General features: G+C 72.8%; 22 protein-coding genes. 8 read left to right on the forward strand and 14 right to left on the reverse strand.

Annotated features, from left to right (window positions below):
• The first annotated feature begins 2 nt into the window (after positions 1-2).
• Entirely contained in the window at positions 3-785 is a 783-nt protein-coding gene (locus tag Q1V71_RS12410) for a MerR family transcriptional regulator (RefSeq protein WP_300644132.1), read from the forward strand.
• Positions 786-829: 44 nt separating this feature from the next.
• A complete protein-coding gene (locus Q1V71_RS12415) occupies positions 830-1,714 on the forward strand; it encodes an NAD(P)H-binding protein (RefSeq protein ID WP_300644133.1) in 885 nt (294 codons plus the stop codon).
• A gap of 223 nt (positions 1,715-1,937) precedes the next feature.
• Here the strand turns inward: Q1V71_RS12415 and Q1V71_RS12420 are convergent, their stop codons facing one another.
• The 9 genes from Q1V71_RS12420 to Q1V71_RS12460 all read right to left on the reverse strand — a co-directional run bounded on the left by Q1V71_RS12420 (position 1,938) and on the right by Q1V71_RS12460 (position 10,851).
• A complete protein-coding gene (locus Q1V71_RS12420) occupies positions 1,938-2,633 on the reverse strand; it encodes a CPBP family intramembrane glutamic endopeptidase (RefSeq protein ID WP_300644134.1) in 696 nt (231 codons plus the stop codon).
• Positions 2,634-2,647: 14 nt separating this feature from the next.
• Positions 2,648-4,132: a DEAD/DEAH box helicase gene (locus Q1V71_RS12425; protein ID WP_367280143.1), complete on the reverse strand. Its 1,485-nt coding sequence runs from the start codon at positions 4,130-4,132 to the stop codon at positions 2,648-2,650.
• A 194-nt stretch (positions 4,133-4,326) separates the two neighbouring features.
• Positions 4,327-4,521, reverse strand: coding sequence for a CsbD family protein (locus Q1V71_RS12430; protein WP_300644136.1), 195 nt, complete (start codon positions 4,519-4,521; stop codon positions 4,327-4,329).
• Positions 4,522-4,622: 101 nt separating this feature from the next.
• Positions 4,623-6,071 carry an NAD(P)/FAD-dependent oxidoreductase gene (locus Q1V71_RS12435; protein WP_300644137.1) on the reverse strand — a complete coding sequence of 483 codons (1,449 nt, stop codon included), beginning with the start codon at positions 6,069-6,071 and terminating at the stop codon, positions 4,623-4,625.
• Between the two features lie 236 nt (positions 6,072-6,307).
• Positions 6,308-7,066, reverse strand: a complete 759-nt coding sequence (locus Q1V71_RS12440) for a glutamine amidotransferase (RefSeq protein ID WP_300644138.1) — start codon at positions 7,064-7,066, stop codon at positions 6,308-6,310.
• Between the two features lie 24 nt (positions 7,067-7,090).
• Positions 7,091-8,266, reverse strand: a complete 1,176-nt coding sequence (locus tag Q1V71_RS12445) for a CaiB/BaiF CoA-transferase family protein (RefSeq protein WP_300644139.1) — start codon at positions 8,264-8,266, stop codon at positions 7,091-7,093.
• Between the two features lie 25 nt (positions 8,267-8,291).
• Positions 8,292-9,068 (reverse strand): amino acid ABC transporter ATP-binding protein, encoded by a 777-nt coding sequence (locus tag Q1V71_RS12450; protein WP_300644140.1) that lies wholly within the window; start codon positions 9,066-9,068, stop codon positions 8,292-8,294.
• Positions 9,065-9,952, reverse strand: a complete 888-nt coding sequence (locus tag Q1V71_RS12455) for an amino acid ABC transporter permease (RefSeq protein ID WP_300644141.1) — start codon at positions 9,950-9,952, stop codon at positions 9,065-9,067. Before Q1V71_RS12455 ends, Q1V71_RS12450 begins: the two co-directional genes overlap by 4 nt.
• Entirely contained in the window at positions 9,952-10,851 is a 900-nt protein-coding gene (locus Q1V71_RS12460; protein WP_300644142.1) for an ABC transporter substrate-binding protein, read from the reverse strand. Before Q1V71_RS12460 ends, Q1V71_RS12455 begins: the two co-directional genes overlap by 1 nt.
• 114 nt (positions 10,852-10,965) lie before the next feature.
• Here Q1V71_RS12460 and Q1V71_RS12465 point away from each other — a divergent pair, with 114 nt between their 5' ends.
• A complete protein-coding gene (locus Q1V71_RS12465) occupies positions 10,966-11,496 on the forward strand; it encodes a PadR family transcriptional regulator (RefSeq protein ID WP_300644143.1) in 531 nt (176 codons plus the stop codon).
• A complete protein-coding gene (locus tag Q1V71_RS12470) occupies positions 11,493-13,511 on the forward strand; it encodes an FAD-dependent oxidoreductase (protein WP_300644144.1) in 2,019 nt (672 codons plus the stop codon). Before Q1V71_RS12465 ends, Q1V71_RS12470 begins: the two co-directional genes overlap by 4 nt.
• Positions 13,512-13,580: 69 nt before the next feature.
• Here Q1V71_RS12470 and Q1V71_RS12475 read toward each other — a convergent pair whose 3' ends face one another.
• Positions 13,581-14,582 (reverse strand): hypothetical protein, encoded by a 1,002-nt coding sequence (locus Q1V71_RS12475; protein WP_300644145.1) that lies wholly within the window; start codon positions 14,580-14,582, stop codon positions 13,581-13,583.
• A 141-nt stretch (positions 14,583-14,723) separates the two neighbouring features.
• Between Q1V71_RS12475 and Q1V71_RS12480 the strand changes: the two genes are divergently transcribed.
• From Q1V71_RS12480 to Q1V71_RS12490, 3 genes are all read left to right on the forward strand, one after another.
• Positions 14,724-15,395 carry a hypothetical protein gene (locus Q1V71_RS12480; RefSeq protein ID WP_300644146.1) on the forward strand — a complete coding sequence of 224 codons (672 nt, stop codon included), beginning with the start codon at positions 14,724-14,726 and terminating at the stop codon, positions 15,393-15,395.
• Positions 15,396-15,523: 128 nt separating this feature from the next.
• Positions 15,524-15,946 (forward strand): HIT family protein, encoded by a 423-nt coding sequence (locus Q1V71_RS12485; RefSeq protein WP_300644147.1) that lies wholly within the window; start codon positions 15,524-15,526, stop codon positions 15,944-15,946.
• A gap of 130 nt (positions 15,947-16,076) precedes the next feature.
• Complete coding sequence (locus Q1V71_RS12490; RefSeq protein WP_300644148.1) at positions 16,077-17,213, forward strand: aminotransferase class I/II-fold pyridoxal phosphate-dependent enzyme; 1,137 nt, start codon at positions 16,077-16,079, stop codon at positions 17,211-17,213.
• Between the two features lie 210 nt (positions 17,214-17,423).
• Here Q1V71_RS12490 and Q1V71_RS12495 read toward each other — a convergent pair whose 3' ends face one another.
• The 4 genes from Q1V71_RS12495 to Q1V71_RS12510 all read right to left on the reverse strand — a co-directional run bounded on the left by Q1V71_RS12495 (position 17,424) and on the right by Q1V71_RS12510 (position 22,104).
• Entirely contained in the window at positions 17,424-18,389 is a 966-nt protein-coding gene (locus Q1V71_RS12495; protein ID WP_300644149.1) for a hypothetical protein, read from the reverse strand.
• Positions 18,358-19,443 carry a sulfotransferase family protein gene (locus tag Q1V71_RS12500; RefSeq protein WP_300644150.1) on the reverse strand — a complete coding sequence of 362 codons (1,086 nt, stop codon included), beginning with the start codon at positions 19,441-19,443 and terminating at the stop codon, positions 18,358-18,360. The genes Q1V71_RS12495 and Q1V71_RS12500 overlap by 32 nt, the downstream gene beginning before the upstream one ends.
• A 101-nt stretch (positions 19,444-19,544) precedes the next feature.
• Positions 19,545-20,894: a GH1 family beta-glucosidase gene (locus tag Q1V71_RS12505; protein ID WP_300644151.1), complete on the reverse strand. Its 1,350-nt coding sequence runs from the start codon at positions 20,892-20,894 to the stop codon at positions 19,545-19,547.
• Between the two features lie 82 nt (positions 20,895-20,976).
• Complete coding sequence (locus tag Q1V71_RS12510) at positions 20,977-22,104, reverse strand: PKD domain-containing protein (protein WP_300644152.1); 1,128 nt, start codon at positions 22,102-22,104, stop codon at positions 20,977-20,979.
• A 135-nt stretch (positions 22,105-22,239) separates the two neighbouring features.
• On the opposite strand from Q1V71_RS12510, the gene Q1V71_RS12515 reads away from it, so the two are divergent.
• A complete protein-coding gene (locus tag Q1V71_RS12515) occupies positions 22,240-22,917 on the forward strand; it encodes a pirin family protein (protein ID WP_300644153.1) in 678 nt (225 codons plus the stop codon).
• Positions 22,918-23,090 lie beyond the last annotated feature (173 nt).

Below are 23,090 nucleotides of genomic sequence, written 5' to 3' on the forward strand. Positions count from 1 at the left end.
TGATGGCGGACACATCGGAGCGGCCTGCGGCCAAGCCCGAGGAGCTGCTGACCCTCGAGGACCTCACGACCCGGGTCGGCATGAGCGTGCGCAACGTGCGCTTCTACACGACCAAGGGCCTGGTGCCGCCGCCGATCCGGCGCGGTCGCTCGGGCTACTACACCCCCGACCACGTCTCCCGGCTCGAGCTGGTCCGCGAGCTGCAGAGCCACGGCTTCACGCTGTCGGCGATCGAGAAGTACCTCGCCGCCGTGCCCGAGGACGCCACCCCCGAGCAGATCGCCCTGCACCGCACGATGCTCGCGCCGTGGCAGGCCGAGGCCACCGTCGAGATGACCACCGCCGAGCTGGTCGCGCGCGCCGGTCGCGACCTGGACGCCGACGCCCTGCGCCTGCTGCAGGCGCTGCGCATCATCCGCCCCGCCGAGGGGCGGCGCGGCGCCTGGTCGGTGACCCCGACCCAGCTGGCCGTGGGGGTCGGGCTGCTCGAGCTCGGCTTCCCCACCGAGGCCGCCGTGGCCGCGGCCGAGGTCTACTCCCGCCACGGCCGCCAGGTGGCCGAGGAGCTGAACGAGCTGTTCCTGACGCAGGTGTGGCCGGCGTACAAGGAGGCCGGCGCCTCGGCCGAGACGATCCGCGAGGTCGTGGAGCGGATCAAGCCGCTCTCCATCGCCAGCCTGGTCGCGGCGTACGAGCAGGCGATGGACGAGACGCGGCGCGAGCAGATCCGCGCGCGTGCCGAGCGCGGCCGTCCGGACCCGGGCAAGCAGGCATCGGCACCCTAGGACGGGTGTGTCGTACGCCGGCGCCGACTCCCTAGTCTGGACGCATGAGCCTCACCGTCCTGGTCACCGGTGCCACCGGCTTCATCGGTCGCCGCCTCGTGCCCGCACTGATCGAGGCTGGCCACGACGTGCGCGCCATGACCCGGCGCCCGGAGTCGTACGACGGCCCCGGTACCCCCGTCGGCGGCGACGTCTTCGACCCCGGCTCGCTGGCCGAGCCGCTGGAGGGCGTCGACGTCGCGATCTACCTCGTCCACTCCCTCGACGACAACGACTTCGAGCGCAAGGACGCCGAGGCGGCGAAGGCCTTCGGGGCGGCCGCGGCTGCCCAGGGCGCGGGGCAGATCGTCTACCTCGGCGGCTTGGGCAAGGACGGGGAGGACCTCTCGCCGCACCTGCGCTCACGCCGCGAGGTCGAGAAGCTGCTCGGCGAGGCCGGGGTCCCCGTCACGGTGCTGCGCGCCGCGATCGTCGTCGGCTCGGGCGGCATCTCGTGGGAGATGACCCGTGAGCTGGTCAAGAACCTGCCCGTCATGGTCGTGCCCCGCTGGGCCGGCACCCGCACCCAGCCGATCGCCGTGGACGACGTGATCCGCTACCTCGTCGGCGTCACCGGCAACGACGACGCCAAGGACCGGGTCTTCGAGATCGGCGGCGCGGACCAGCTCTCCTACAAGGGGATGCTGCAGGGCGCGGCCGAGGTCATGCACGGGCGCCGGGTCCCGATCCTGCAGGTGCCGATCGGCACCCCGATGCTCTCGGAGTGGTGGATCAAGCTGGTCACGGGCGTCGACGCCACCACCGCCGGGAACCTGATCGAGTCGATGGGCACCGAGGTGGTGCAGACCGACTTCTCCATCCGCGACGTGGTGCCGGGTGAGCCGATGACCTACGCGCAGGCCGTGCGCCAGGCGATCGCCGAGGACTGAGCTTGGTCGGGGTCGGCCGAGTCGGCACCGCAGTAGGTGGGGCACCCGGGAGGAGCGGTCGGGACACTGCCCCTTCGTCGGAACCAGTCCTCCCGCTCGTCCCTCACGGGTGGACGGCCAGGCCCATCCACCCTCCTCCGGGGCAGTGTCCCGACCCCTCCTCCCGTGCGCCCCGTCGGCGGCGCCGACCCGGCCTCGGTGGTGGGTGCGGTGCGGGTCGATGTCAGAGGAAGATCAGCGGCAGGATCACGAGCATCGACAGCGACCAGGTCAGGTGCGTGATGATCGGCGCGAGGATGCCGCCGGAGGCCCGGCGCTCCAGGCCGACCACGAGCCCGAGGAGCACGGCGGCGAAGCTCAGCATGATGTTGCCGGTGGCGGCGGTCGCCACGGCGTACGCGATGGTCGTGACGTAGACCGGGTGCTTGGTGACCGCGGCGTACGCACCGCCGCGGAAGAAGAGCTCCTCGGCGATGCCGTTGACGGCGGTGATGAGGCCGAGCACCCACAGGTTGCTCTCGCTGGTGTAGGCGAGGACGTCGCGGATCTGGGCGGTGAGCGGGTCCAGGAAGGACAGCGAGCGCACGAGCAGGCCGCCCGCGGTGAAGACGCCGACCAGGACCGCCCCCACCACGAACGGGGTGAGGACGGGCCTGACGTAGTCGTCGCGCAGGGCGATGCGGCCCAGGTGCAGGGGGCCGGAGACGAAGGCGCCGACGGTCCACAGCCCGGCCATGGCCAGGGTGAAGACGTAGAACTGGGTCGAGCCGGGCTCGGTGCGCAGGGAGAACCCGAGCACCACGGCCCCGACCAGCACGAAGCCGAGGACGACGAGCTGGCGCCGTCGCAGTGCCTCCTGGCTCTCGCGATGGTCGCGCGGAACCATGTCCCACAACGCCCGACGCACCTGCGACCTCATCAGCGGCTACCCCCTCAGCGGGCCTTGGAGCTGAACGACGCGGCGCTGTGGCGGGAGGACCCGGCCCCAGCGGCGGCGGGACGGCGACCGGAGCGGGCCCCGGCCGACGACTTCTGGGACGACCCGGACGACTTCTGACCCGGGCCCTGGCCCGACCCCTGCGACGGCTTGCCGCCCGAGCGCGAGGACGAGCCGCGGCTCGAGGCGCCCTGACCGCCACCACCCTTGCCGCCGCGGCGACGACGCGAGCCGCCGCCGTTGCCGCCGGAGCCGCCGCCGCGCTGCTGGCCCGAGGGCTGCGGCGCCGTGAGGGTCAGGCCGCCCGGGACCAGGGTGCGCTCGCCCGGGGCGAGCTCGGTGAGGACCGGGTGACCCGGGCCGTCGAGGACGGTGATGCGGGGCTTGATGCCGGCCGCACGAGCCAGGTCCCGCACGTCGCGGTCCTGGTCGGGAGTGCTCAGGGTGACGACCGTGCCGGCGGAACCGGCACGGGCGGTACGGCCCGAGCGGTGGAGGTAGGCCTTGTGCTCGGCCGGCGGGTCGGCGTGCACCACGAGGGCGACGTCGTCGACGTGGATGCCGCGGGCCGCGATGTCGGTGGCCACCAGGGTGCTGGCGGCACCGGAGTGGAAGGCCTCCATGTTGCGGGTGCGGGCACCCTGGCCGAGGTTGCCGTGCAGCTCCACGGCGGGCACGCCCGCGCTGTTGAGCTGGCGGGTCAGCGCCTTGGCGCCGTGCTTGGTGCGGGTGAACACGACCGTGCGCCCCGGGGCGCTGGTCAGGTCGACCAGCGTGGGCAGGCGGTGCTCGCGGGCCAGGCGCAGGACGTGGTGGTCCATCTGCTTGACCGGCGACTGCGGGGAGTCGGCCTCGTGGGTGACGGGCTGGTCGAGGAACTGGCGCACCAGCACGTCGACGGCCTTGTCGAGGGTGGCGGAGAAGAGCAGTCGCTGGCCGCCCTTGGGGGTGGCGGTCAGCAGGCGGCGCACGGCCGGCAGGAACCCGAGGTCGGCCATGTGGTCGGCCTCGTCGAGGATCGCGATCTCGATCCGGTCCAGGCGGCAGTGGCCCTGCTTGATGAGGTCCTCGAGCCGGCCGGGGCAGGCGATGAGGACGTCGACGCCCTGGCGCAGCGACTGCACCTGGGGGCCCTGGCCGACACCGCCGAAGACGGTGCGGGAGGTGAGGCCCGCGGCCTTGGCCAGCGGGGCCAGGGACTCCTGGACCTGCTGTGCCAGCTCACGGGTGGGCACCAGGACGAGCGCGCGCGGGCGGCTCGAGGCTGCCGGCGTACCACCGGAGAGGCGGGCGACGAGGGGCAGGAGGAAGGCGAAGGTCTTGCCCGAGCCGGTGCGACCGCGGCCGAGGACGTCGCGTCCGGCCAGCGAGTCGGGCAGCGTCGCTGCCTGGATCGGGGTGGGGGTGGTGATGTCGAGGTCCGCGAGGACGCGGACGAGGTCTGCGGGCACGCCGAGGTCGGCGAACGATGCGTTGGTCAAGGGATCTCTTACTGCAGGGTGTCCCACCAGTGCGTCCGCCATCGATCTGGGGCGGACGTGCCTCCCATGTGGGAGGGGAGCGGCACGGCGGCCGACTCGTGAGCCCGGGGCGAGACCGGAACGGGCTGCTCCCCAATGTACGGGGAGCAGCCCGGTGGTCCTATTCGCCATGAGGTGACGTGGTCGACGTCACGTCAGGACGTGAGGCCGTCCTTGAGCTTCTTGCCGGCGTCCTTCACGTCCTCGACGGCGCCCTTGACCTTGCCCGAGGCCTGGTCGGCCTTGCCCTCGGCCTTCAGGTCGTCGTTGCCGGTGGCGTCACCGACGGACTCCTTGCCCTGGCCCTTGAGCTCTTCGGTCTTGTTCGAGATCTTGTCACCGAGTCCCATGCGTGCACCTCCGTGCGTCTGGTGTGTGTTCGGTCCACCTGACCCTTCCCGGGGCCACGTCGGGTTATCTCACCCGCGCGGGTGCCCGGAGGTGCGGGCACTCACACGAGCTCGAGCACCCCGTCCTCGAGGGGGGCGCGGCGGATGCTGCGGACGTCGACCAGGTAGTTCTGCTTGAGCAGCCACGGCGCCCGGTCGCCCTGGACGGGCAGGTCGTCGAGCGCACGCAGGACGTAGCCGGACTGGAAGTCCATGAACGGCCGCTCACCCACGCTCTCGTCGCGCCGCGGCACGAAGACCTTGCGGCCCGTCCTGTCGAGGTGCTCGAGCATCCGGCAGACGTAGTCGGCCACCAGGTCGGCCTTGAGCGTCCAGGAGGCGTTGGTGTAGCCGATGGTGAAGACGAAGTTCGGCACGTCGGAGAGCATCAGCGCCTTGTAGGCCATCGTGTCGTGCAGCTTGACCTCGGCGCCGTCGACGGTCAGCGGCAGCCCGCCGAAGGGCTTCATCTTCAGCCCGGTGGCGGTGACGATGATGTCGGCGTCGAGGTGCTCGCCGGAGGTCAGCACGATGCCGGTCTCGTCGAAGGTCTCGATCGTGTCGGTGACGATGCTGGCCTGCCCGCGCCGGAGCGCCTTGAACAGGTCGGCGCTCGGCACGACGCACAGCCGCTGGTCCCACGGGTCGTAGGCCGGCTTGAAGTGCGTGTCGACGTCGACGCCCTCGGGCAGCAGCTTCTCCGTCTGGCTGCGGATGTAGCCCCGCGCCCAGCCCGGGAACTTCTGGAACGCCTGGTAGGAGCCGACCTGCATGAGGATGTTGGACCACCGCACGATCGGGTAGCGCACCGACTCCGGCAGCTTCGCCAGCTTGCGCGCGAGCGGGTCGCGCGCCGGCCGGTTCAGCACGTACGTCGGGGAGCGCTGGAGCATCGTGATGTGCTCGGTCTGGTCGGCCATCGCGGGGATCAGCGTGATCGCGGTGGCGCCCGAGCCGATGACCACGACCTTCTTGCCCGCGTAGTCGAGGTCCTCGGGCCAGAACTGCGGGTGCACGATCTCGCCGGCGAACCGCTCCTGGCCGGGGAAGTGCGGTGCGTGGCCGGTCTCGTAGTCGTAGTAGCCCGAGCAGCCCCAGAGCAGGCCGGTGGTGAGCTCCTTCGTGCCGTCCGGCGTCTCGACCGTGACGGTCCACTGCTGCGCCTGGCTGCTCCAGCTGGCCGCGGTGACCTTGTGCTCGTAGCGGATCAGCTCGTCCACGGCGTACTCCTCCGCGACGGTGCGGAGGTAGTCGAGGATCAGCTGGCCGTCGGCGAGGGAGGTGTCGCTGGGCCAGGGGCGCCAGCGGTAGCCGAAGGTGAACATGTCGGAGTCGCTGCGGATGCCGGGGTAGCGGAAGAGGTCCCAGGTGCCGCCGAGGCGCTCGCGCGCCTCGAGGACGGCGACCGTGCGGCCGGGGTGGCGGGTGCGCAGCTGGGCGGCGGCTCCGATGCCGGAGAGGCCGGCGCCGATGACGAGGACGTCGACGTGCTCGGGCTGGGTCTGGGTCATGGGCACGAAGGTAGCCGAGATCCGGCCCTATTGACAGATGTTCATTAGAGATCCGGACCGCCGGTGGTCGAGGTGCGAGGAGCACCGGCGAGCCGCAGCACCCGGTGGTCGAGCAGGCGAGCGCCAGCGAGCCGTCGTCGAGACCGCGTGAGCTGCCTGTGGTCGCCGACCCCGGACCGGTGCGGCGGTCTCGACGACGCTCGCTGGCGCTCGCTGCTCGACCAACCCCACCCGGCTCAGTCCCGCGCGAACAGCTCCACGAACCGCCGCAGGATCCGGGGCGGCTCGGTGACGGTGGCGGCGCGGGCGGCGTCGATCAGCACGTCGGCCCCGCCGGCCTCGAAGTAGCCGTGGTGCTCGTAGACCCGGATGCGGGTGACGAGCTGGTCGGCGTCCAGCTCGGGGTGGAACTGGGTGGCGTAGACCCGGCTGCCGAGGCGGAAGGCCTGCACGGGGCAGGTGGCCGAGGAGGCGAGCAGCACCGCGCCGCGGGGCAGCTCGCGCACGGCCTCCTTGTGGCCGAGGAAGGCGTCGAAGGTCGGCGGCAGGTCGCCGAGCAGCGGGTCGGCGCGACCCTCGTCGGTGAGGGTGACGGGCAGGGCGCCGATCGGCTCGCCGTACGTGCGGTCCACCACCCCGCCGAGCAAGCGGCCCAGGGTGCCGATGCCGTAGCAGCAGCCCAGGAACGGCACGTCGGCCTCGACGACCCGCTCGGCGAGGACCCGCAGCTCGGCCTCGGCCCGGCGTTGCTCGGGGGCCTTGGTGTCCTCGGGGTCGGAGACGTTGAACGGGCCGCCGCCGAGGATGATCCCGGACCAGGCGTCCAGGTCGAGCTCCTCCGCGGGAGCCCCCACGGCCTCGGTCAGCGTCTCGCGCTCGAGCCGCACCCGTCGTACGTCGCCGGGCGCGAGCCCGGAGAAGCGCAGGACTGCCTCCACCTCGCCGTCGGCGGCGAGGTCCTCGGCGCGGGTGCCGAGGAACAGGAAGGGCTTCACGGGGCCAGTCTGGTGCGCGGCGGCTCAGGCCTGGACCGCGGCCCCGCGCTCGATCAGCCCGTCGACGTCGGCGATGCCCCAGGCGGCGAGCGCCGCGCGGGTGTGGATGCCTGCCTTCTCCGAGGGCGGCAGGTCGAGGGTCGCCGGGGTGCGGGAGAAGCGGGGCGCCGGCTGCGGCTGGACGACGCCGTGGTGCTCGACGAAGACCTCACGAGCCTTCATGTGCGGGTGGTCCTTGGCCTCGCTCATCGGGATGATCCCCGCGACGCAGGCGTCGGTGCCCTCGAAGAGCTCGACCCACTCGGCCTGCGTGCGCTGGGCGAAGGTCTCGGCGAACAGGGCGCGCATCTCGTCGAAGCGGTCGAAGTCCATCTGACCCGGGCAGCGGTCCTCGACGCCGAGCAGCCGCACGAGCTCGGCGAAGAACTGCGGCTCCAGGGCACCCACGCTCATGTGCCGGCCGTCGGAGGTCTCGTAGACGTCGTAGAACGGGGCGCCGCCGTCGAGCAGGTTGCTCGCGCGCTGCTCGGTGAAGGTGCCGGAGTGCAGGAAGGCCGAGGTCATCGCGTTGAGGCTGGCCGTGCCGTCGACGATCGCGGCGTCCACGACCTGCCCCTGGCCGGAGGTCTTGGCCTCGAGCAGCGCGGCGAGGATGCCGATGACGAGGTACGTCGAGCCGCCGCCGAATTCGCCGACCAGGTTGGTCGGGAAGTGCGGGCGGCTCTTGTCCTGGCCCAGGCCGAAGAGCGTGCCGGTGATGGCGATGTAGTTCATGTCGTGCCCGGCCGCGGTGGCCAGCGGGCCGGTCTGGCCCCAGCCGGTCATCCGGCCGTAGACCAGGCGCGGGTTGCGCGCGTGGCACTGCTCGGGGCCGAAGCCGAGCCGCTCCGCGACACCGGGCCGCATGCCCTCGATCAGCACGTCGGCCTCGGCGACCAGGTCGAGCACGGTGGCGACCGCCTCGGGGTCCTTGAGGTTGAGCGCCACGCTGGGACGGCCGCGGTTGAGCAGGTCGTGGGAGCCGCCGGTCATGAGCTGCCCGCCGGGGCGGTCGACCCGGATGACGTCGGCGCCGAGGTCGGCGAGCAGCATGCATGCGTGCGGGCCCGGGCCGATGCCGGCGATCTCGACGACCTTGACGCCCTTGAGGGGGCCGGAACCCTGGCCCAGGACGATGTTCTGCTCGGCTGCCTCAGTCATGGGCGGCATCCTGACAGAACTACTGTCACGGTGCGAGGACCCGCTTGAGGAACGAACGGGTCCGCTCGTGGGTCGGGTCGCTGAACATCCGCGCCGGCGGGCCCTGCTCGAGGATCCGCCCACCCTCGAGGAAGCAGACGGTCGTCGCGACCTCGCGGGCGAAGGACATCTCGTGGGTGGCCAGCACCATCGTCGTCCCGCCCGCGGCCAGGTCGCGCACGATGTCGAGCACCTCGCCCACGAGCTCGGGGTCCAGCGCCGCGGTGATCTCGTCGAGGAGCAGCAGCTCGGGGCGTGTGCAGAGGGCTCGTACGACGGCAGCCCGCTGCTGCTGGCCGCCCGAGAGCCGGTCCGGGTGCTGGTCGGCGTGGCCGGCGAGGCCGAACCGCTCGAGCAGCCCGAGCGCCCGGTCGCGCGCCTCCCGCCGGCGTACGCCGTGGGCGTGGCGAGGGGCGAGGGTGCAGTTCTCCAGCACCGTGAGGTGGGGGAAGAGGTTGTAGGCCTGGAAGACCATCCCGATCCGCCGGCGCACCGCCCGCTCGTCGACCGCGGGGTCGGTGATCTCGACGCCGTCGAGGTGGATGGTGCCGTCGTCGACCGGCTCGAGCAGGTCCAGGCAGCGCAGGAGGGTCGACTTGCCCGATCCGGAGGAGCCGATCAGGCAGACGACGTCGCCCGCGTGCACGTCGAGGTCGACGTCGTCGAGGACCAGCCGCTCGCCGTAGGCCTTGCGCAGGCCGCGCACCCGCAGCACCGGCTCGCGGTCCCGGGTCGACTCCCCGCCCGCGTCCGGGGCGCTCATGCCACCCCTCCTGCCCGCTCGCGCTCGACCACCCGGCGCTGCAGCCAGTCGGTGAGGCGGGCGAGAGGCACGGTCATCACGACGAAGAAGGCCGAGACGACCACGAGCGGGGTGAAGTTGAAGTTGTAGAGGCCGTAGTCCTGCGCGGTGAAGACCGCGTCGAAGACGCCGACCGCCGAGACCAGGGCGGTGTCCTTCTGCAGCGAGACGAAGTCGTTGAGCAGCGGCGGCACGATCCGCCGCACCGCCTGCGGGACGACCACGTGGCGCAGCGTCCGCACGTGGCCCAGACCGAGCGCCCGGGCACTGGCGATCTGCGAGGGGTGCACCGACTCGATGCCTGCGCGGAAGACCTCCGCGACGTACGCCGAGTAGGACAGCACCAGCGCGACGCCGGCCCACACGTAGCGGTCGTTGGTCAGGCCCTGCAGCTCCAGGGCCGGCATGCCGAAGCCCAGCAGCAGCACGAGCAGCAGGGTGGGGATGCCGCGGAGCACGTCGGTGAAGACCACCGCGAGCAGCCGCAGCGGCGCCATCCAGGGCGAGTGCGTGCCACGGGCGAGCGCGACCAGCAGGCCGAGCACGAGGATCGCCGGCTGGCACAGCACGAAGAGCTTCACGTTGAGCCAGAAGCCGTCGACGATCGCGGGGAAGGACTCCCGCGCGTGGTAGGGGCTGAAGAAGGTCTCGCGCACGCGCGGCCAGCCGGGCGAGGTCACGACCACCGCCACGAGGGCTCCCAGGACGACGAGTGTGCTCAGGCTCGCCAACAGGAGCCGGCGGCGCCCCTGGCGGCGGCGGGCCGCGCGGCGCTCGAGCTCGCGCGGGCTGGGCCGCCAGGCGCCGGCGGCCGCTGCCGTCGTACCGGACCCGGAGGGTCCCACTACTGCAGCTCGGGCACGTCGACGACGTCGGAGAGCCACTCGGTCTCGATGTCCTCGAGCGTGCCGTCCTCGCGCATCGCCGCGAGCGCGGCGTCGACGCAGGCGACCAGCGGGGAGCCCTTCTCGAAGAGCATCCCGAACTCCTCCTGCTCGCCGGTGGCGGGCTGGAACTGCCCGACGATTACGCTGTCCTCGATCTCGACGGCCGAGATGTAGAAGGCGGTCGGGAGGTCGGCCAGGATCGCGTCGACCTGGTCGTTGACCAGGGCCTGCTTGGCGGCGTTGGTGTTCTGGAAGACCGCCGGGTCCTCCTCAGGCTGGATCACGTCGCGGATCGCGGTGAGCGACGTGGTGCCGGTCTGGGCACCCAGCCGCAGCCCGGCCAGGTCCTCCAGGCTGGTGGCCTCGGCGCCGGCGGTGCCCTCGAGCGCGATGACGGCCTGCGCGGCCTGGTAGTAGCCCTCGGAGAAGTCCACGACCTCCGCGCGCTGCGGGGTGATCGAGATCTGGTTGATGTCGAGGTCGAAGTCCTTCTGCCCGGGCGCGAAGGAGGTGTTGAACGGCACCGTCACCCAGGTGACCTGGTCCTCGGAGAAGCCGAGGCGGTCGGCGACCTCGTAGGCCACCGCGCTCTCGTAGCCCTCGCCGTTGGTGGGGTCGTTGTCGACGAACCACGGCTCGTACGCCGGGGAGTCGGTGCCCACCGTCAGCACGCCGGACTCCAGGAGCATGTCGTCGGTGACGCACTCGGCCGGGTCCTGGGCGGCTGCGTCCTCGGTCGCGCTCGGCGAGCTGCCCGGGTCGGAGGCGGTGGGCTCCTCGTCGACGGGGGCGCAGGCGGTGAGGGCGGTGAGCGTCCCGAGCGCGAGGACGGCGGCGGAGGCAAGGGTGCGGCGCATGGGCAGATCGTAGGGTCTCGACCCCACCGCGGCCCGGACGTCGCGCGAGCGCGAGACCGGCGCCACACCGCCTCCCCTTGCAACTCGTTGCATAGGTCGGTCATGATCTCCCGCATGGCCCTCGAGCACGCCCTGCTGGTCGCGCTGTGCGAGCAGCCGGCCTCGGGGCTAGAGCTGACCAAGCGGTTCAGCCGCTCGATCGGCTACTTCTGGTCCGCCACGCACCAGCAGATCTACCGCGTGCTGGGCCGGATGGACGGCGACGGCTGGGTCTCGGTCGCCGAGGTCGCCCAGGAGGGCCGTCCCGACAAGAAGGTGTACGCCGTGACCGAGCTCGGTCGCGCGGCGCTCGCCGACTGGCTGGCCCAGCCGACCGAGACCCAGTCCCTGCGCTCAGAGCTCGCGCTCAAGATGCGCGCCGCGACGTGGGGGGACCGGGGAGCGGTCCTCGACGTCGTACGCACCAACTTGGCCGACCACCACGCCCGGCTCGAGCGCTACGAGCAGCTCGTGGCGCGCGACTACCCCGATCCCTCGATCCTCACGGGTCTCGAGCTCGACCAGTACCTCGTCCTGCACGGCGGGGTGCTGATGGAGCGGACCTGGATCACCTGGCTCACCGAGTACCTGGAGGCACACGCATGACCGCACCGGCCGAGAACCCCTACCCGCACCTGCTGTCGCCCCTCACGCTGGCGGGGCTGACCCTGCGCAACCGCGTGGTCATGGGCTCGATGCACACCGGGCTCGAGGACGCGCCCTGGGACGTCCCCAAGCTGGCGGCGTACGTCGGGGAGCGGGCCAAGGGCGGCGTCGGCCTGATCGTGACCGGCGGCTACGCGCCGACCCGGCGCGGCTGGCTGAAGCCCTTCGCCTCCGAGCTGCGCACCCGGCTGCAGGCCGAGCGGCACAAGCAGGTCACCGGCGCGGTGCACGAGCACGGCGGCGCGATCGCCCTGCAGGTGCTGCACGCCGGGCGCTACGGCTACACCCCGATCTCGGTGTCGGCCTCGAACCGCAAGAGCCCGATCACGCCGTTCAAGCCCACCGCCCTCTCGTCGAAGGGCGTCGACAGGACGGCGTCCGCCTTCGCGCGCACCGCCGCCCTGGCGCAGCGCGCGGGATACGACGCCGTCGAGATCATGGGCTCCGAGGGCTACCTGATCAACCAGTTCCTCGCCGAGCGGACCAACGACCGCACCGACGCCTGGGGCGGCACCGCCGAGAAGCGGATGCGCTTCCCGGTCGAGGTCGTGCGCCGCACCCGCGAGCTGGTCGGGCCGGACCTGCCGATCATGTACCGCATCTCGCTGCTCGACCTGGTCGAGGGCGGCCAGACCTGGGACGAGGTCGCCGAGCTTGCGCACCGGATCGTGGAGGCCGGCGCGACCGTGCTCAACACCGGCATCGGCTGGCACGAGGCCCGGGTGCCCACGATCATCACGCAGGTCCCGCGCGGGGCCTGGCTGTCGGCGACCGCGCGGCTCAAGGCCGAGGTGTCGGTGCCGGTCTGCGCGTCGAACCGGATCAACACCCCCGAGCTCGCCGAGCAGGTGCTGGCCGAGGGCACCGCGGACCTGGTCTCCATGGCGCGCCCGCTGCTGGCCGACCCCGTCTTCGTCGCCAAGGCCGCCGAGGGTCGCGCCGACGAGATCAACACCTGCATCGCGTGCAACCAGGCCTGCCTGGACCATGTCTTCCAGAACAAGAAGGCGTCCTGCCTGGTCAACCCGCGCGCCTGCCGCGAGACCACGCTGGTCCTCTCCCCCACCCGTCGAGCCCGCCGGGTCGCGGTCGTCGGCGCCGGCCCGGCCGGGCTGTCGGCCGCGGTCTCGGCCGCCGAGCGCGGGCACGCCGTCACGCTGTTCGAGGCCTCCTCCGAGCTGGGCGGGCAGTTCCGCCTGGCGATGGCGGTGCCGGGCAAGGAGGAGTTCGCCGAGACGCTGCGCTACTTCACCCGCCGGCTCGAGGTGCTGGGCGTCGACGTGCGCCTGTCGACGTACGCCGCGGCCGCCGACCTCGCCGACTTCGACGACGTCGTGGTCGCCACCGGTGTCGAGCCGCGTGAGCTGGACCTGCCCGGCGCCGACCACGAGCGCGTGGTGTCGTACGCCGACGTGCTGGCCGGCCGGGTCGTGCCCGGCCGCCGGGTCGCCGTCATCGGCGCCGGCGGCATCGGCGTCGACGTGTCGCACTGGCTGACCCATGACGAGCACGACGACTTCATGGAGGTCTGGGGCGTCGGCGACCCGTCCGTGCACCCCGGCGGGCTCGCCGAGGCCAAGCCGCGCACCGCTGCCCGTGAGGTCACGCTGTTGCAGCGCAAGACCTCGATGATCGGCAAGCACCTGGGCAAGACCTCCGGCTGGGCGCACCGCGCGGTGCTGAAGCAGGTCGGCGTCACGCAGGTCTCCGGCGCGACGTACACCGCCGTGCAGGGCCACCCCGACGGCGTGGAGCTGCTCTACTCCGTCGACGGCGAGGCTCGCTCGTTGGTCGTGGACCACGTCGTGGTCTGCGCGGGCCAGGAGTCGGTGCGCTCGGTCTTCGACGGGCTCGACCACCCCTCGGCGCACCTGATCGGGGGCGCTGACGTCGCCGCCGAGCTGGACGCCAAGCGCGCCATCGAGCAGGGCACGGTGGTCGCGGCCGGGCTCTGAGCCGTCGCTCGGCTCACGCTGAGCGACGTTCCGTACGCCGACAGGCTCGATCTGCGTCGCGAACGTCGCTCAGCGACCGGGCCGCGCCTCCTCTCTGGGACCACCTCGCTGCACCACCGTCAGCGTCGGTCGCCACCACGGCGGCGGCTCGAGGGTCCAGCGACGATCCTCGGGAGGCACCCGGGCCGCCCTGGCGAAGGCGGAGTCGAGCCGCCGCTGCAGCCGCCCGCTGCCCAGGTCACCCGCGACGATCGTGAACGGCGTCAACCCGTGGTCGAGCAGCCGCTGCTCGCGCTCCAGGTCGACCCGGCGCTGCCCGCGGTCGAGGTGGTGGTCGCCGTCGTACTCACCGCACGGACCGATGAGGTCCAGCAGGTCCGGAGTGCCGAGGAGGTCGCCGTCGAGGTCGAAGACCGGCCGGTTGGCGAGCGGGCGCCGTCCGGTGTGCCGCTCCCAGGCGAGGCGGGCCCGGGTCTCCTGGGGTGACCAGGAGTTCTCGTCGGCGAGCCGGAGCGCCTCCCTGGCCTGCCGGATGCCCACGAGGCCCGGGCGGGCGACCAGCCAGGCCGAGACCTGCTCCGGTGTCACGAGGTCCGCGCGGTAGGTCATGTCGAGCGCCTCGACTGCGCTGTCGAGGTCGACCGCGTGCCGCATCACGAAGACGACGGCAGCGACGGCGCTCATGACGAGCAGCCCGTCCAGCTCCACCACGTCCTCGGGATCGAAGCGTTCGCGGTGGACCCGGACGCCTGCCTGGTCGCGGAGGCACTGCGTCACAGCCGCGACGTCGATGGGGACGGCGCTGCCGTCGGCGCGGGTCCCCGTGTGCCACCGGGCCCGCCGCCAGCACAGCGCCGCCCAGCCCGTCACCGCGACGCCGGCCGGTAGCAGAGCCCCTGCCTCGGCGACCCGCTGCAGGGGCGTCGGCTCGACGTCGGCGGGAACGTAGAGGCCGCGGCTCGTACGCCGCCAGCCCGGACCGCGCGCCTGCCGCTGGGTCGGGCCGTGCCGGCCCGTGGGGTCGGTGCGCACCGGCGTCGTGGTGCCGCGCGCGAGGCCGATGAAGGTCATGGCCCGATCGTGGCCGCGCCGATGTTCATCGTCACCGGCAGCGGCGACGGCTGTGCACGCGCCCATGCTCAGCGACGTTGTGGACGCCGATCGGCTCCATTTTGGTACGGAACGTCGCTCAGAGCGCCCTAAGGTCGAGCCATGTCTCGGGTTCGCACGGTGGTGGCGTGGGCGCTGGTCGTCGTCTGGCTGGTGGCGACGGTCCTGGGGGTGCGCAACGCAGTCGTGGAGTCGACGTACGCCGACCTGCGGGCCGGGCTCGACTCCGGCGAGATCACGGAGGTCGTGGTCGTCGGTGACGTCAGCCCGCCGGGGCGGGGCACGGTCGAGGTGCAGTGGGACGGGTTCCCGGCCGACCACTACGCCAGCGTCCGTGCCGTGGGACGTCGCGACGACGTGCGGGCGATGAGGCAGTGGGGTCCGGTCCTGCAGGCACCGGTCGTCGAGACGCTGCGCGAGGAGTACCCCGACCTGGTCGTCACCACCTCCGACCGCTTCGCCCTCGACCGCGTGGGTTTCTGGCAACCCGCGCTGGCGATCGGCGCGGCGCTGTGGACGGTGCTGCTCGTGATCACGACCCCGGGCCCGCTGCGGGCAACCCGGTGGGCGTGGTTCTGGATCATTGGCATCCTTCCTCCGGTCGGGCCGATCGCCTTCCTGCTGCTCGGCGGGCCGACCGGGCTGGTCAAGGAGAAACCCGGCACCCAGCCGATGACGGGCGGCTGGGCGTTCCTGATCGCGGCAGTCATCAACAGCGCCCTGGGCACGCTCTTCGGGTTCGCGCTCGCGGGCACGCTGCAGGTCAACCTCTGACATCCGGGCGCCTGCCGCCGGTCGAGGTGCGAGCGACCCCCACCGCCGGTCGATGATCGAGCGACCCGACCGCCGGCCGAGGCGCGAGCGCAGCGAGCCGCGAGACCCCCACCGCTAGCCTCGGCGCCATGAGCGAGCCGTGCGTGTTCTGCAGCATCGTCGCGGGCGACCTGCCCTCCCGGAAGGTCCACGAGGACGAGCGGGTGCTGGCCTTCATGGACATCAACCCGATCTCCGACGGCCACCTGCTGGTGATCCCGAAGGCGCACGCGCGCGACCTGCACGACGTGCCGGCCGACGACCTCGCCGCCTGCGCGTTGGTCGCCCAGCAGCTCGCGACCCGCGCGGTCGAGCGGCTCGGTGCCGACGGCGTCAACCTGCTGCAGTGCTCGGGCGAGGCGGCCTTCCAGACGGTGTTCCACGTGCACCTGCACGTGATCCCGCGCTACGCCGGGGACCCAGCTCGCGACCGCCTCGGCCAGCAGTGGACGCCCGTCCACACCCCCGGCGACCCGGACCGGATCGCCGAGGTGGCCGCCCGGCTGGCCTGAGCACGCGACCCGGCCGTCCAGGTGGCTGCAGCGCCCGACGTACGGCGGGTCCGGAGACCCTTCCGCCTGCCGTCCGTCGGGCGCGGGTGGGACCGGGCGACATGGGCGCGCGACGGCTAGGTTCGGTCCGGTGATCCGCGACTACACCGATGCCGAGGCCAGGGCCGCGCTGCCGCTCAAGTGGGGGCACGTCCCCGAGGGGACGATCCCGGCGTGGGTGGCGGAGATGGACTACGCCCCGGCGCCCGCCGTCGCGGCTGCGGTGCAGGCCGGGGTGGCCAGGGGGATGCTCGGCTACCCGCCGTTCGCCGACCACCCGGTCGTGACGGGGCTGGAGGAGGCTTTCCGCGGGTTCGCCGAGCGGCACTGGTCGTGGGAGGTGCCCGCGGGCACGAGCACGGTGACCGCCGACGTGGTGACCGGGCTGCGGCTGGTGCTGGAGACGCTGTGCCCGCCGGGGCCGGTGGTGATCCCGCTGCCGTGCTACCCGCCGTTCCGGACGGTCGTGGCGCTGGCCGGTCGCGAGGCGGCGTACGTCGAGCTCGACCCGGACGCACCCGAGGCGACCCTCGACCTGGCGGCGGTGGAGCGGCACTTCGAGGCCGGCGCCCGGACGCTGCTGCTCTGCAGCCCGCACAACCCCACCGGCCGGGTCTGGACCCGGTCCGAGCTGGAGGCCGTGCGCGACCTGGCGGCCGCACACGGCGCGCGGGTCGTGGTCGACGAGATCCACGCCCCGCTGGTGCTGCCCGGCGCCACCTTCGTCCCCTACCTCGAGGTCGACCCCACGGCGGTGCTGGTCACCAGCCACTCCAAGTCCTTCAACACCCCCGGCCTGAAGTGCGCGCAGGTCGTGACCCCCGACCCGACCGACGCCGAGCGGTTCCGGGCGATCCCGTTCGAGGCCAACCACGGCCACACGAGCCTCGGGATGCTCGCCGGCGCCGCGGCCTGGCGCGACTCCGACCTGTGGCTGCACACCCTGCGCAACCGTCTCGACGTCCTGCGCGAGGACCTCGCCGAGCTGCTGGCCGCGCACCTGCCGCGCGCCCGGATGCGGCCGCTGGAGGCGACGTACCTCGCCTGGCTCGACCTCCGCGCGTACGACGTCGCCGACCCGGCCGCTGCCGGCCTGGCCCACGGGGTGATGGTGGCGCCCGGGCACGACTACCACCCCGGCCTCGAGGGCCACGTGCGACTCAACATGGCGACCAGCGCGACGCGGCTGGAGCAGGTCGTCGTCCGACTGGCCGCGGCGCTGGGCTGAGGCCCACGCTGCCGGTGCGCGGGGACGTGGTCGGCCGGGGGGCGCCCTCGGAGGAGCGTGGCTGGGTCTGGCGGGCTTCTCGTGAGGGACGAGCGAGGAGCCTGGTAGCGACGAAGGGGGCGCCCCCGGCCGACCGCGTCGCCGCGCGCCCCACCAGTAGAACCAGTGCCGAGTCACGCTAGAACCAGCGCCGAGTCAGCGACCCCGGGGTCAGATCTCGTCGACCTTGACCCGGCGCACGAGGGGCCGCTCGGCCCGGGGCAGCCAGGTGCGGGTGACGTGGTCGACGACGTGCACCCCGGGGGGCGCCTCGATCCGGTGCAGGCCGGGGACCTCCTCGCCGCGGCCCTCCTTCAGCGCGGAGTAGACCTGCCACTCGCGGCGCTTGCGGGGGGCGCGGGAGGCGTCGAAGTCCATGTGCGACCAGTGGGAGAACTCGTCCTGGTCGAGCCACTTCAGCTCCACGCACAGGCCCTCGGTGGCGATGATCCGCTGGGAGGTCTCGGGGAACTCCCGCACCTCCCACTCGAAGGCCTTCACGAACGTGAACTCCGGACCCATGGGGTAGACCCACGGCTCCAGGAACTTCATCCCCAGGTCGATCCACGCGACCGACTCGCTCTCGATCGACAGCGGGTGGCGCGGGATGGAGACGACCGCCCCGGAGTCCTGCAGCTGCCAGGCGAGGTCGCGCAGGACCGCGATGCCCTCCTGGGTCAGCACCATGTCGCCGTCCCACTTCATCGAGTAAGCGGTGCGGACGTGCGAGAAGGACCAGTTGTAGAAGTGGGTCAGCGAGTGCACGGAGTCGTGCCGGGTGGCGAGGTGCTCGGTGCCGGCGCGCGAGACCCGGTGCGGGTAGGAGTGCACCTCGAGCCGGTCGGACGCGCCGATCGAGGCCGCGGTCGCGCGGGCGACGTCGGGGGTGCCGTCGTCGGAGAGGTTGTCGACCAGGACGACGTGCTGCACGGCCTCGAGCATCGGCGGCAGGACCCACGGCAGGTTGCGGGCCTCGTTCTTCACGCGGAAGACGCAGGTCAGCCCGGGCGGCAGCGGCCCGTCGCGCCACGGCCAGCGGACGTCGTACGCCAGGTCGCCCTCGAGGCAGGGAATGTCGGCGCCCCGCACCGGGCTCATCGCGCGGTCACCGGGCGCGGCCCAGGGCCTTGCGGGCACCGCGGCGCAGGAAGCCGGGCACCAGGGCGCGGACCCAGTGCGGGATGCGCTCGGCGCCGCTCTTCTGGGTGGAGCGCACGCCCTCGCCGAAGCCCTCGCGGCGGGCAGCCATCGCGGTCGACTGGCTGAGGGCGGCGGCCTCCTCGTAGAGCTCGGAGTACGCCGCACGCAGCTGGTCGAGGGTCTCGCGCACCTGCGGGGTGTCGCCCCCCTCGTCGGGCAGCTGGTCGAGGGCCTCCCAGGTCTCCTGGGCGATCTCGCGCAGCCGCCTGGGCACCTCGAGCTCGTCCCAGGTGATCCGGACCCGCCGCAGCGAGGGGTCGACGAACTGGTGCACGCGCCGGATGTCGTTGGCCGCTGCGGACTTCACGGCGTCGAGGTCGAACTGCTGGCCCAGGCCGAAGACCGGGACGGTCCAGTCGTCGAGGAGGTCGTGGTAGCGGACGAAGGCGCGCGCGGACTCTCGGGTCGAGCGCTCGCAGTGCAGCATCATGTTGACCCAGGCGGCGGTGCGGTTGACCTCGCCGGCCTTGGCGTCGTAGTAGCGCTGCTTGGAGCCCACGACCTCGGTGACCGGGCGCAGCATGGTGACGTAGCCGGCCTGTGCGTCGCAGCGCATCGCGGCCCCGCGCCACAGACCGAGGAACCAGGCCAGCCGCGGGTCCTTGACGACCAGCTCGGGGCCGCCCTCGACGAACTGCTGCTCCAGCCACTCGTGCATCCGGCGGCGCAGCGGGTCGACGTGGGTGAGCTTGCCGGTCTCGAACCAGGCCGAGGGCCTGGCGTCGGAGACCGCGACGTTGGCGCGGCGCAGCAGCTCGTCGTGGAGGTCCACGACCCACTGCGGCTCGCCGAAGCCCTTGGGGTTGGTCTCGTCGGCCACGACCTCCGGCTGCGGGACGTGCATCCCGAGGGCCTGGAGCGAGCCGGAGAGGGTGCTGGTGCCGCTGCGGCCCGAGCCGACCACGAACACGATGCGCCGCCCCCGGGACGTGTCGAGCAGCTGGGCCGGGTCCGCGTCGAGGCGGGGGGCATCCAGGGGGGCGTCGACCATGCCGCACAGACTAACGACGGCGGGGGCCGGCGGGTCTCGTGGCTCGATCAGCAGGTGGGGGCGGCGCTCCTCGCACCTCCGCCCGCGGGGGTCAGCGGGGCTCAGCCCACGGAACGGGTCTGGGCGGCGATGAGGCCGGCGAGCCAGTGGTAGGACGCCTTCGGGGTGCGCTCGAGGGTGTCGGGGTCGACGTGGACCAGCCCGAAGCGCTGGCCGAAGCCCTCGGTCCACTCCAGGGTGTCCAGCAGCGACCAGACGTAGAGCCCGCGGACGTCGACCCCGCGCCGGCACGCGGCCGCCACCGCCTCGAGGTGGGCGTGCAGGAAGTCGATCCGGTCCTGGTCGTCGACGACCCCGTGGGCGTCGGGGCCGCCGTCGTACGCCGCCCCGCACTCGGTCACGACGAGCGGCGGGAGCGCGGCGCGGTAGCGGGCGCGGAAGGTGATCAGCCACTCGCGCAGGGCCGAGGGGACGACCGGCCAGCCGTAGTCGGTCTCGGGGTAGCCGACGAGGTCGTAGAGCTGGAAGAAGGTCTCCGACTCCTCGGGCGCGGCGCCGACCCGCATCGGCATGAAGTAGTTGACGCCGTAGAAGTCCAGCGGCTGGCGGATCGTGGCCAGGTCACCCGGCTGGACCAGGCCCTCCATGAGCGGCTCGAGGTCGACGGGGTAGCGCCCGAGCAGCATCGGCTCGAGGTAGAGCCCGTTCCACAGCTGGTCGAAGAGCTTCGTGGCCCCCACGTCGGCCTCGTCGTCGGAGGCAGGCCACATCGGGGCGTGGTGGTTGGCGCAGCCGATGCTCGTCGCGCCCGCGGAACGCAGCACCATCGCGGCCCGCCCGTGGCCTAGCAGCAGGTGGTGGGCGGCGGGGGCGGCGTCGAACAGGAGCCGACGCCCCGGGGCGTGCACCCCGTTGCCGTAGCCGAGCATCATCGCGATGTTGGGCTCGTTGACCGGCACCCAGTGGGCCACCCGGTCGGCCAGCCGGTCGGCGACGACCTCGGCGTAGTCGGCGAAGGCGTCGACCGTGGCCCGGTTGAGCCAGCCGCCGTCGTCCTCGAGCGCCTGTGGCAGGTCCCAGTGGTAGAGCGTGGCCATCGGTGCGATCCCGGCGCCGAGCAGCTCGTCGACCAGCCGGTCGTAGAAGTCCAGCCCGGCGCGGTTGGGCAGCCCGCGGCCCTGGGGGACCACCCGCGGCCAGGAGATGGAGAAGCGGTAGTCGCGGACCCCGAGCCGGGCCAGGAGGCCCACGTCCTCGGCGTACCGCTCGTAGTGGCCGCTGGCGCGTGCGCCCGACGACCCGTCGCGCACGGCGCCCTCGCGGGACAGGAAGGTGTCCCAGATGGACGGCCCGCGGCCGTCGCGGTCGGCGGCGCCCTCGACCTGGTACGCCGACGTGGCCGCCCCGATCCGGAAGCCCGGCGGGAGCGCCGGGGGCGGACGGTCGGTCACCCGCACCATGATGCCGACGCGGCGGCTCCCGCGCAGTCGAACGCGGGAGCCGCCGTGTCAGGAGCGTCGAGCCGGGGTCAGGTCACTTCTTCTCGGGGCCCAGGCGCAGGAACGCCCGCACCCGCAGGACGCCGCCGCGGCCGTCGCGGATGACGACGAAGACGCGGTACTGGCCCTCCTCGGCGTAGGTGTGGAACACCTTGCGGCCGCTCTTCTTGGTGCCGTCGCCCAGGTCCCAGCGGTAGCTGAGCTTGTCGCCGTCGGGGTCGTCGGCGATCGCCTTGAACCGGATCGGGGTGCCGGCCCGCGCCTTGCCCTGGCCCTTCAGGGGCTTGGCTGCGAACTTGCGGATCTTCGGCTTCCGGTTGGCCGGCTCGGTCGTCGTGGCGGTCGCCGTCGCGGTGGCGGTCGCCGTCGCGGTGGCCGTCGTCGTCACCGTCGCGGTGGCGGTCGGCGAAGCGGTCACCGTGGTCGTGGCGGTCGGGGTCGGGGTCGCCGTCGGCGGGTTCGGGTCGATCACGTAGGCGCAGGTGCCGCGGGCGTTGTCGGCGTCGGGCGCCAGGATCAGCAGGCCGCGACGGGTCGTGACCCGCACGTCGTCGATGACGTCGCCGACCTCGAAGACCGGCTGCGCCGGCGAGGAGCCGGTCAGGTCGGCCTTGCGCAGGTTGATCTGGATGGTGTCGAAGTCGGGGTCGAAGGAGCCCGTGAGGTCGCCCTTGAGCTCGGAGGCCACGCCGTTGGTGCCGATCTGCCCGAAGCTGAAGGACTCGCTGAAGGCGCCCGGCGTCGGAGCGAGCTGGAGCAACGTGCGGGTGGCCAGCACGTAGTACCGCCGGCCCTCGAGGTCGAAGTCGATCTGCCACTCCTCCGAGGTGCCGCGCACGCCGCCCTGGAGGTCGGAGAGGTCGGTGACCTTGAGGTGGAAGGTGACGGTGTCCGCGGCGGCGTTGGTCGAGAAGAAGCCCTCGCGCACGTCGAGCCCGTCGGGGTCCAGCACCGGGTCGAGCGGGATGCTGATCGGGAGCGGGTCGAGGGCGATGTCGTTGACGTCGCCCTCGGGGTCGAGGTAGCGCGCGTCGGGCGCGCAGGCCTCGTCGACGGCGTTGGAGGAGCCGGCGGTGACGATGCCGAGGACCCCGACGGCGAGAGCGCCGGAGGCGAGGGCCGCGGCCGCGACGGTACGAAGGCTTCGAGGACTACGGGACATGGGGGTCTCCGGGTCGGATCGTGGCGGGGGGAGGTATGGACCAGTCAGTAAAGACCTCTCCTGTCACAGGCGACACCCGCGCCACGCACTGGTCTAGACGAGCGCCGACCCCCGGGGAGGTCCATCCTGGACGGCATGAGCGTCGAGATCCTGCGCGGAGTGACCCGCTTCACCTCGAGGGGCGAGGGCCGCATGACCCGGCACGCCTACTCCTTCGGGGAGCACTACGACCCCGACCGCACCGGCTTCGGCCCGATGGTCTGCCACGACGACCACGTCCTGCGCGCGGGCACCGGCTTCGACACCCACCGGCACGCCGACCTCGAGATCCTCACCTGGGTCGTCAGCGGGGCCCTGGCCCACCGCGACTCCCTGGGCACCGACACGGTCCTGCACGCCGGGGACTCGGCCCTCCTCTCGGCCGGCTCCGGGGTCGAGCACTCCGAGCACGCCGTCGGCGGCGCCGGGCCCACCCGCTTCGTCCAGGTGTGGCTCCGGCCCGACGAGCCGCAGTCGACACCGTCGTACGCGCGGGGAGTGGCGGTGCCCGCCGACGCCGACGGCCTCGTCGACACCGGACTGCGCCCCGGCGTGGCGGGCGCCCGGCTCCTGGTCGCCCGCCCCCGCGCCGGCCAGACCCTCACCCTCCCCGCCGCCCCCCGCCTCCACTGCTTCGTGGCCCGCGGAGCCCTCCTCCGCTCCTCCCTCGCCGAACCCCTCGAAGCCGGCGACGCCTTCTGCTTCGAGGCCGAGCCCGCCCACGACGTCACCGCCGCCGTCGACTCCGAGCTCCTCGTCCAGCTCCTCCCCTGACCTACACCGACCCGCACGGACCAGACAGGAGGTGGGGTGCGCGGCCCGGTGGCCGGACCGGGCGGCGGGTGCGTGGGGACGCGGTCGGCCGGGGCGCCCCCGGAGGAGCGTGGTTGGGTCTGGCGGGCCGCTCGTGAGGGACGAACGAGCGGCCTGGTAGCGACGAAGGGGGC

Source organism: Nocardioides sp., assembly GCF_030149505.1.
Lineage (GTDB): Bacteria > Actinomycetota > Actinomycetes > Propionibacteriales > Nocardioidaceae > Nocardioides.

Coding starts and splice junctions, on each gene's coding strand:
- Q1V71_RS12410 (WP_300644132.1), top strand. CDS start 3: ATGGCGGACACATCGGAGCGGCCTGCGGCCAAGCCCGAGGAGCTGCTG.
- Q1V71_RS12415 (WP_300644133.1), top strand. CDS start 830: ATGAGCCTCACCGTCCTGGTCACCGGTGCCACCGGCTTCATCGGTCGC.
- Q1V71_RS12420 (WP_300644134.1), bottom strand. CDS start 2,633: ATGAGGTCGCAGGTGCGTCGGGCGTTGTGGGACATGGTTCCGCGCGAC.
- Q1V71_RS12430 (WP_300644136.1), bottom strand. CDS start 4,521: ATGGGACTCGGTGACAAGATCTCGAACAAGACCGAAGAGCTCAAGGGC.
- Q1V71_RS12435 (WP_300644137.1), bottom strand. CDS start 6,071: ATGACCCAGACCCAGCCCGAGCACGTCGACGTCCTCGTCATCGGCGCC.
- Q1V71_RS12445 (WP_300644139.1), bottom strand. CDS start 8,266: ATGACTGAGGCAGCCGAGCAGAACATCGTCCTGGGCCAGGGTTCCGGC.
- Q1V71_RS12450 (WP_300644140.1), bottom strand. CDS start 9,068: ATGAGCGCCCCGGACGCGGGCGGGGAGTCGACCCGGGACCGCGAGCCG.
- Q1V71_RS12460 (WP_300644142.1), bottom strand. CDS start 10,851: ATGCGCCGCACCCTTGCCTCCGCCGCCGTCCTCGCGCTCGGGACGCTC.
- Q1V71_RS12465 (WP_300644143.1), top strand. CDS start 10,966: ATGGCCCTCGAGCACGCCCTGCTGGTCGCGCTGTGCGAGCAGCCGGCC.
- Q1V71_RS12470 (WP_300644144.1), top strand. CDS start 11,493: ATGACCGCACCGGCCGAGAACCCCTACCCGCACCTGCTGTCGCCCCTC.
- Q1V71_RS12475 (WP_300644145.1), bottom strand. CDS start 14,582: ATGACCTTCATCGGCCTCGCGCGCGGCACCACGACGCCGGTGCGCACC.
- Q1V71_RS12480 (WP_300644146.1), top strand. CDS start 14,724: ATGTCTCGGGTTCGCACGGTGGTGGCGTGGGCGCTGGTCGTCGTCTGG.
- Q1V71_RS12485 (WP_300644147.1), top strand. CDS start 15,524: ATGAGCGAGCCGTGCGTGTTCTGCAGCATCGTCGCGGGCGACCTGCCC.
- Q1V71_RS12500 (WP_300644150.1), bottom strand. CDS start 19,443: ATGGTCGACGCCCCCCTGGATGCCCCCCGCCTCGACGCGGACCCGGCC.
- Q1V71_RS12510 (WP_300644152.1), bottom strand. CDS start 22,104: ATGTCCCGTAGTCCTCGAAGCCTTCGTACCGTCGCGGCCGCGGCCCTC.
- Q1V71_RS12515 (WP_300644153.1), top strand. CDS start 22,240: ATGAGCGTCGAGATCCTGCGCGGAGTGACCCGCTTCACCTCGAGGGGC.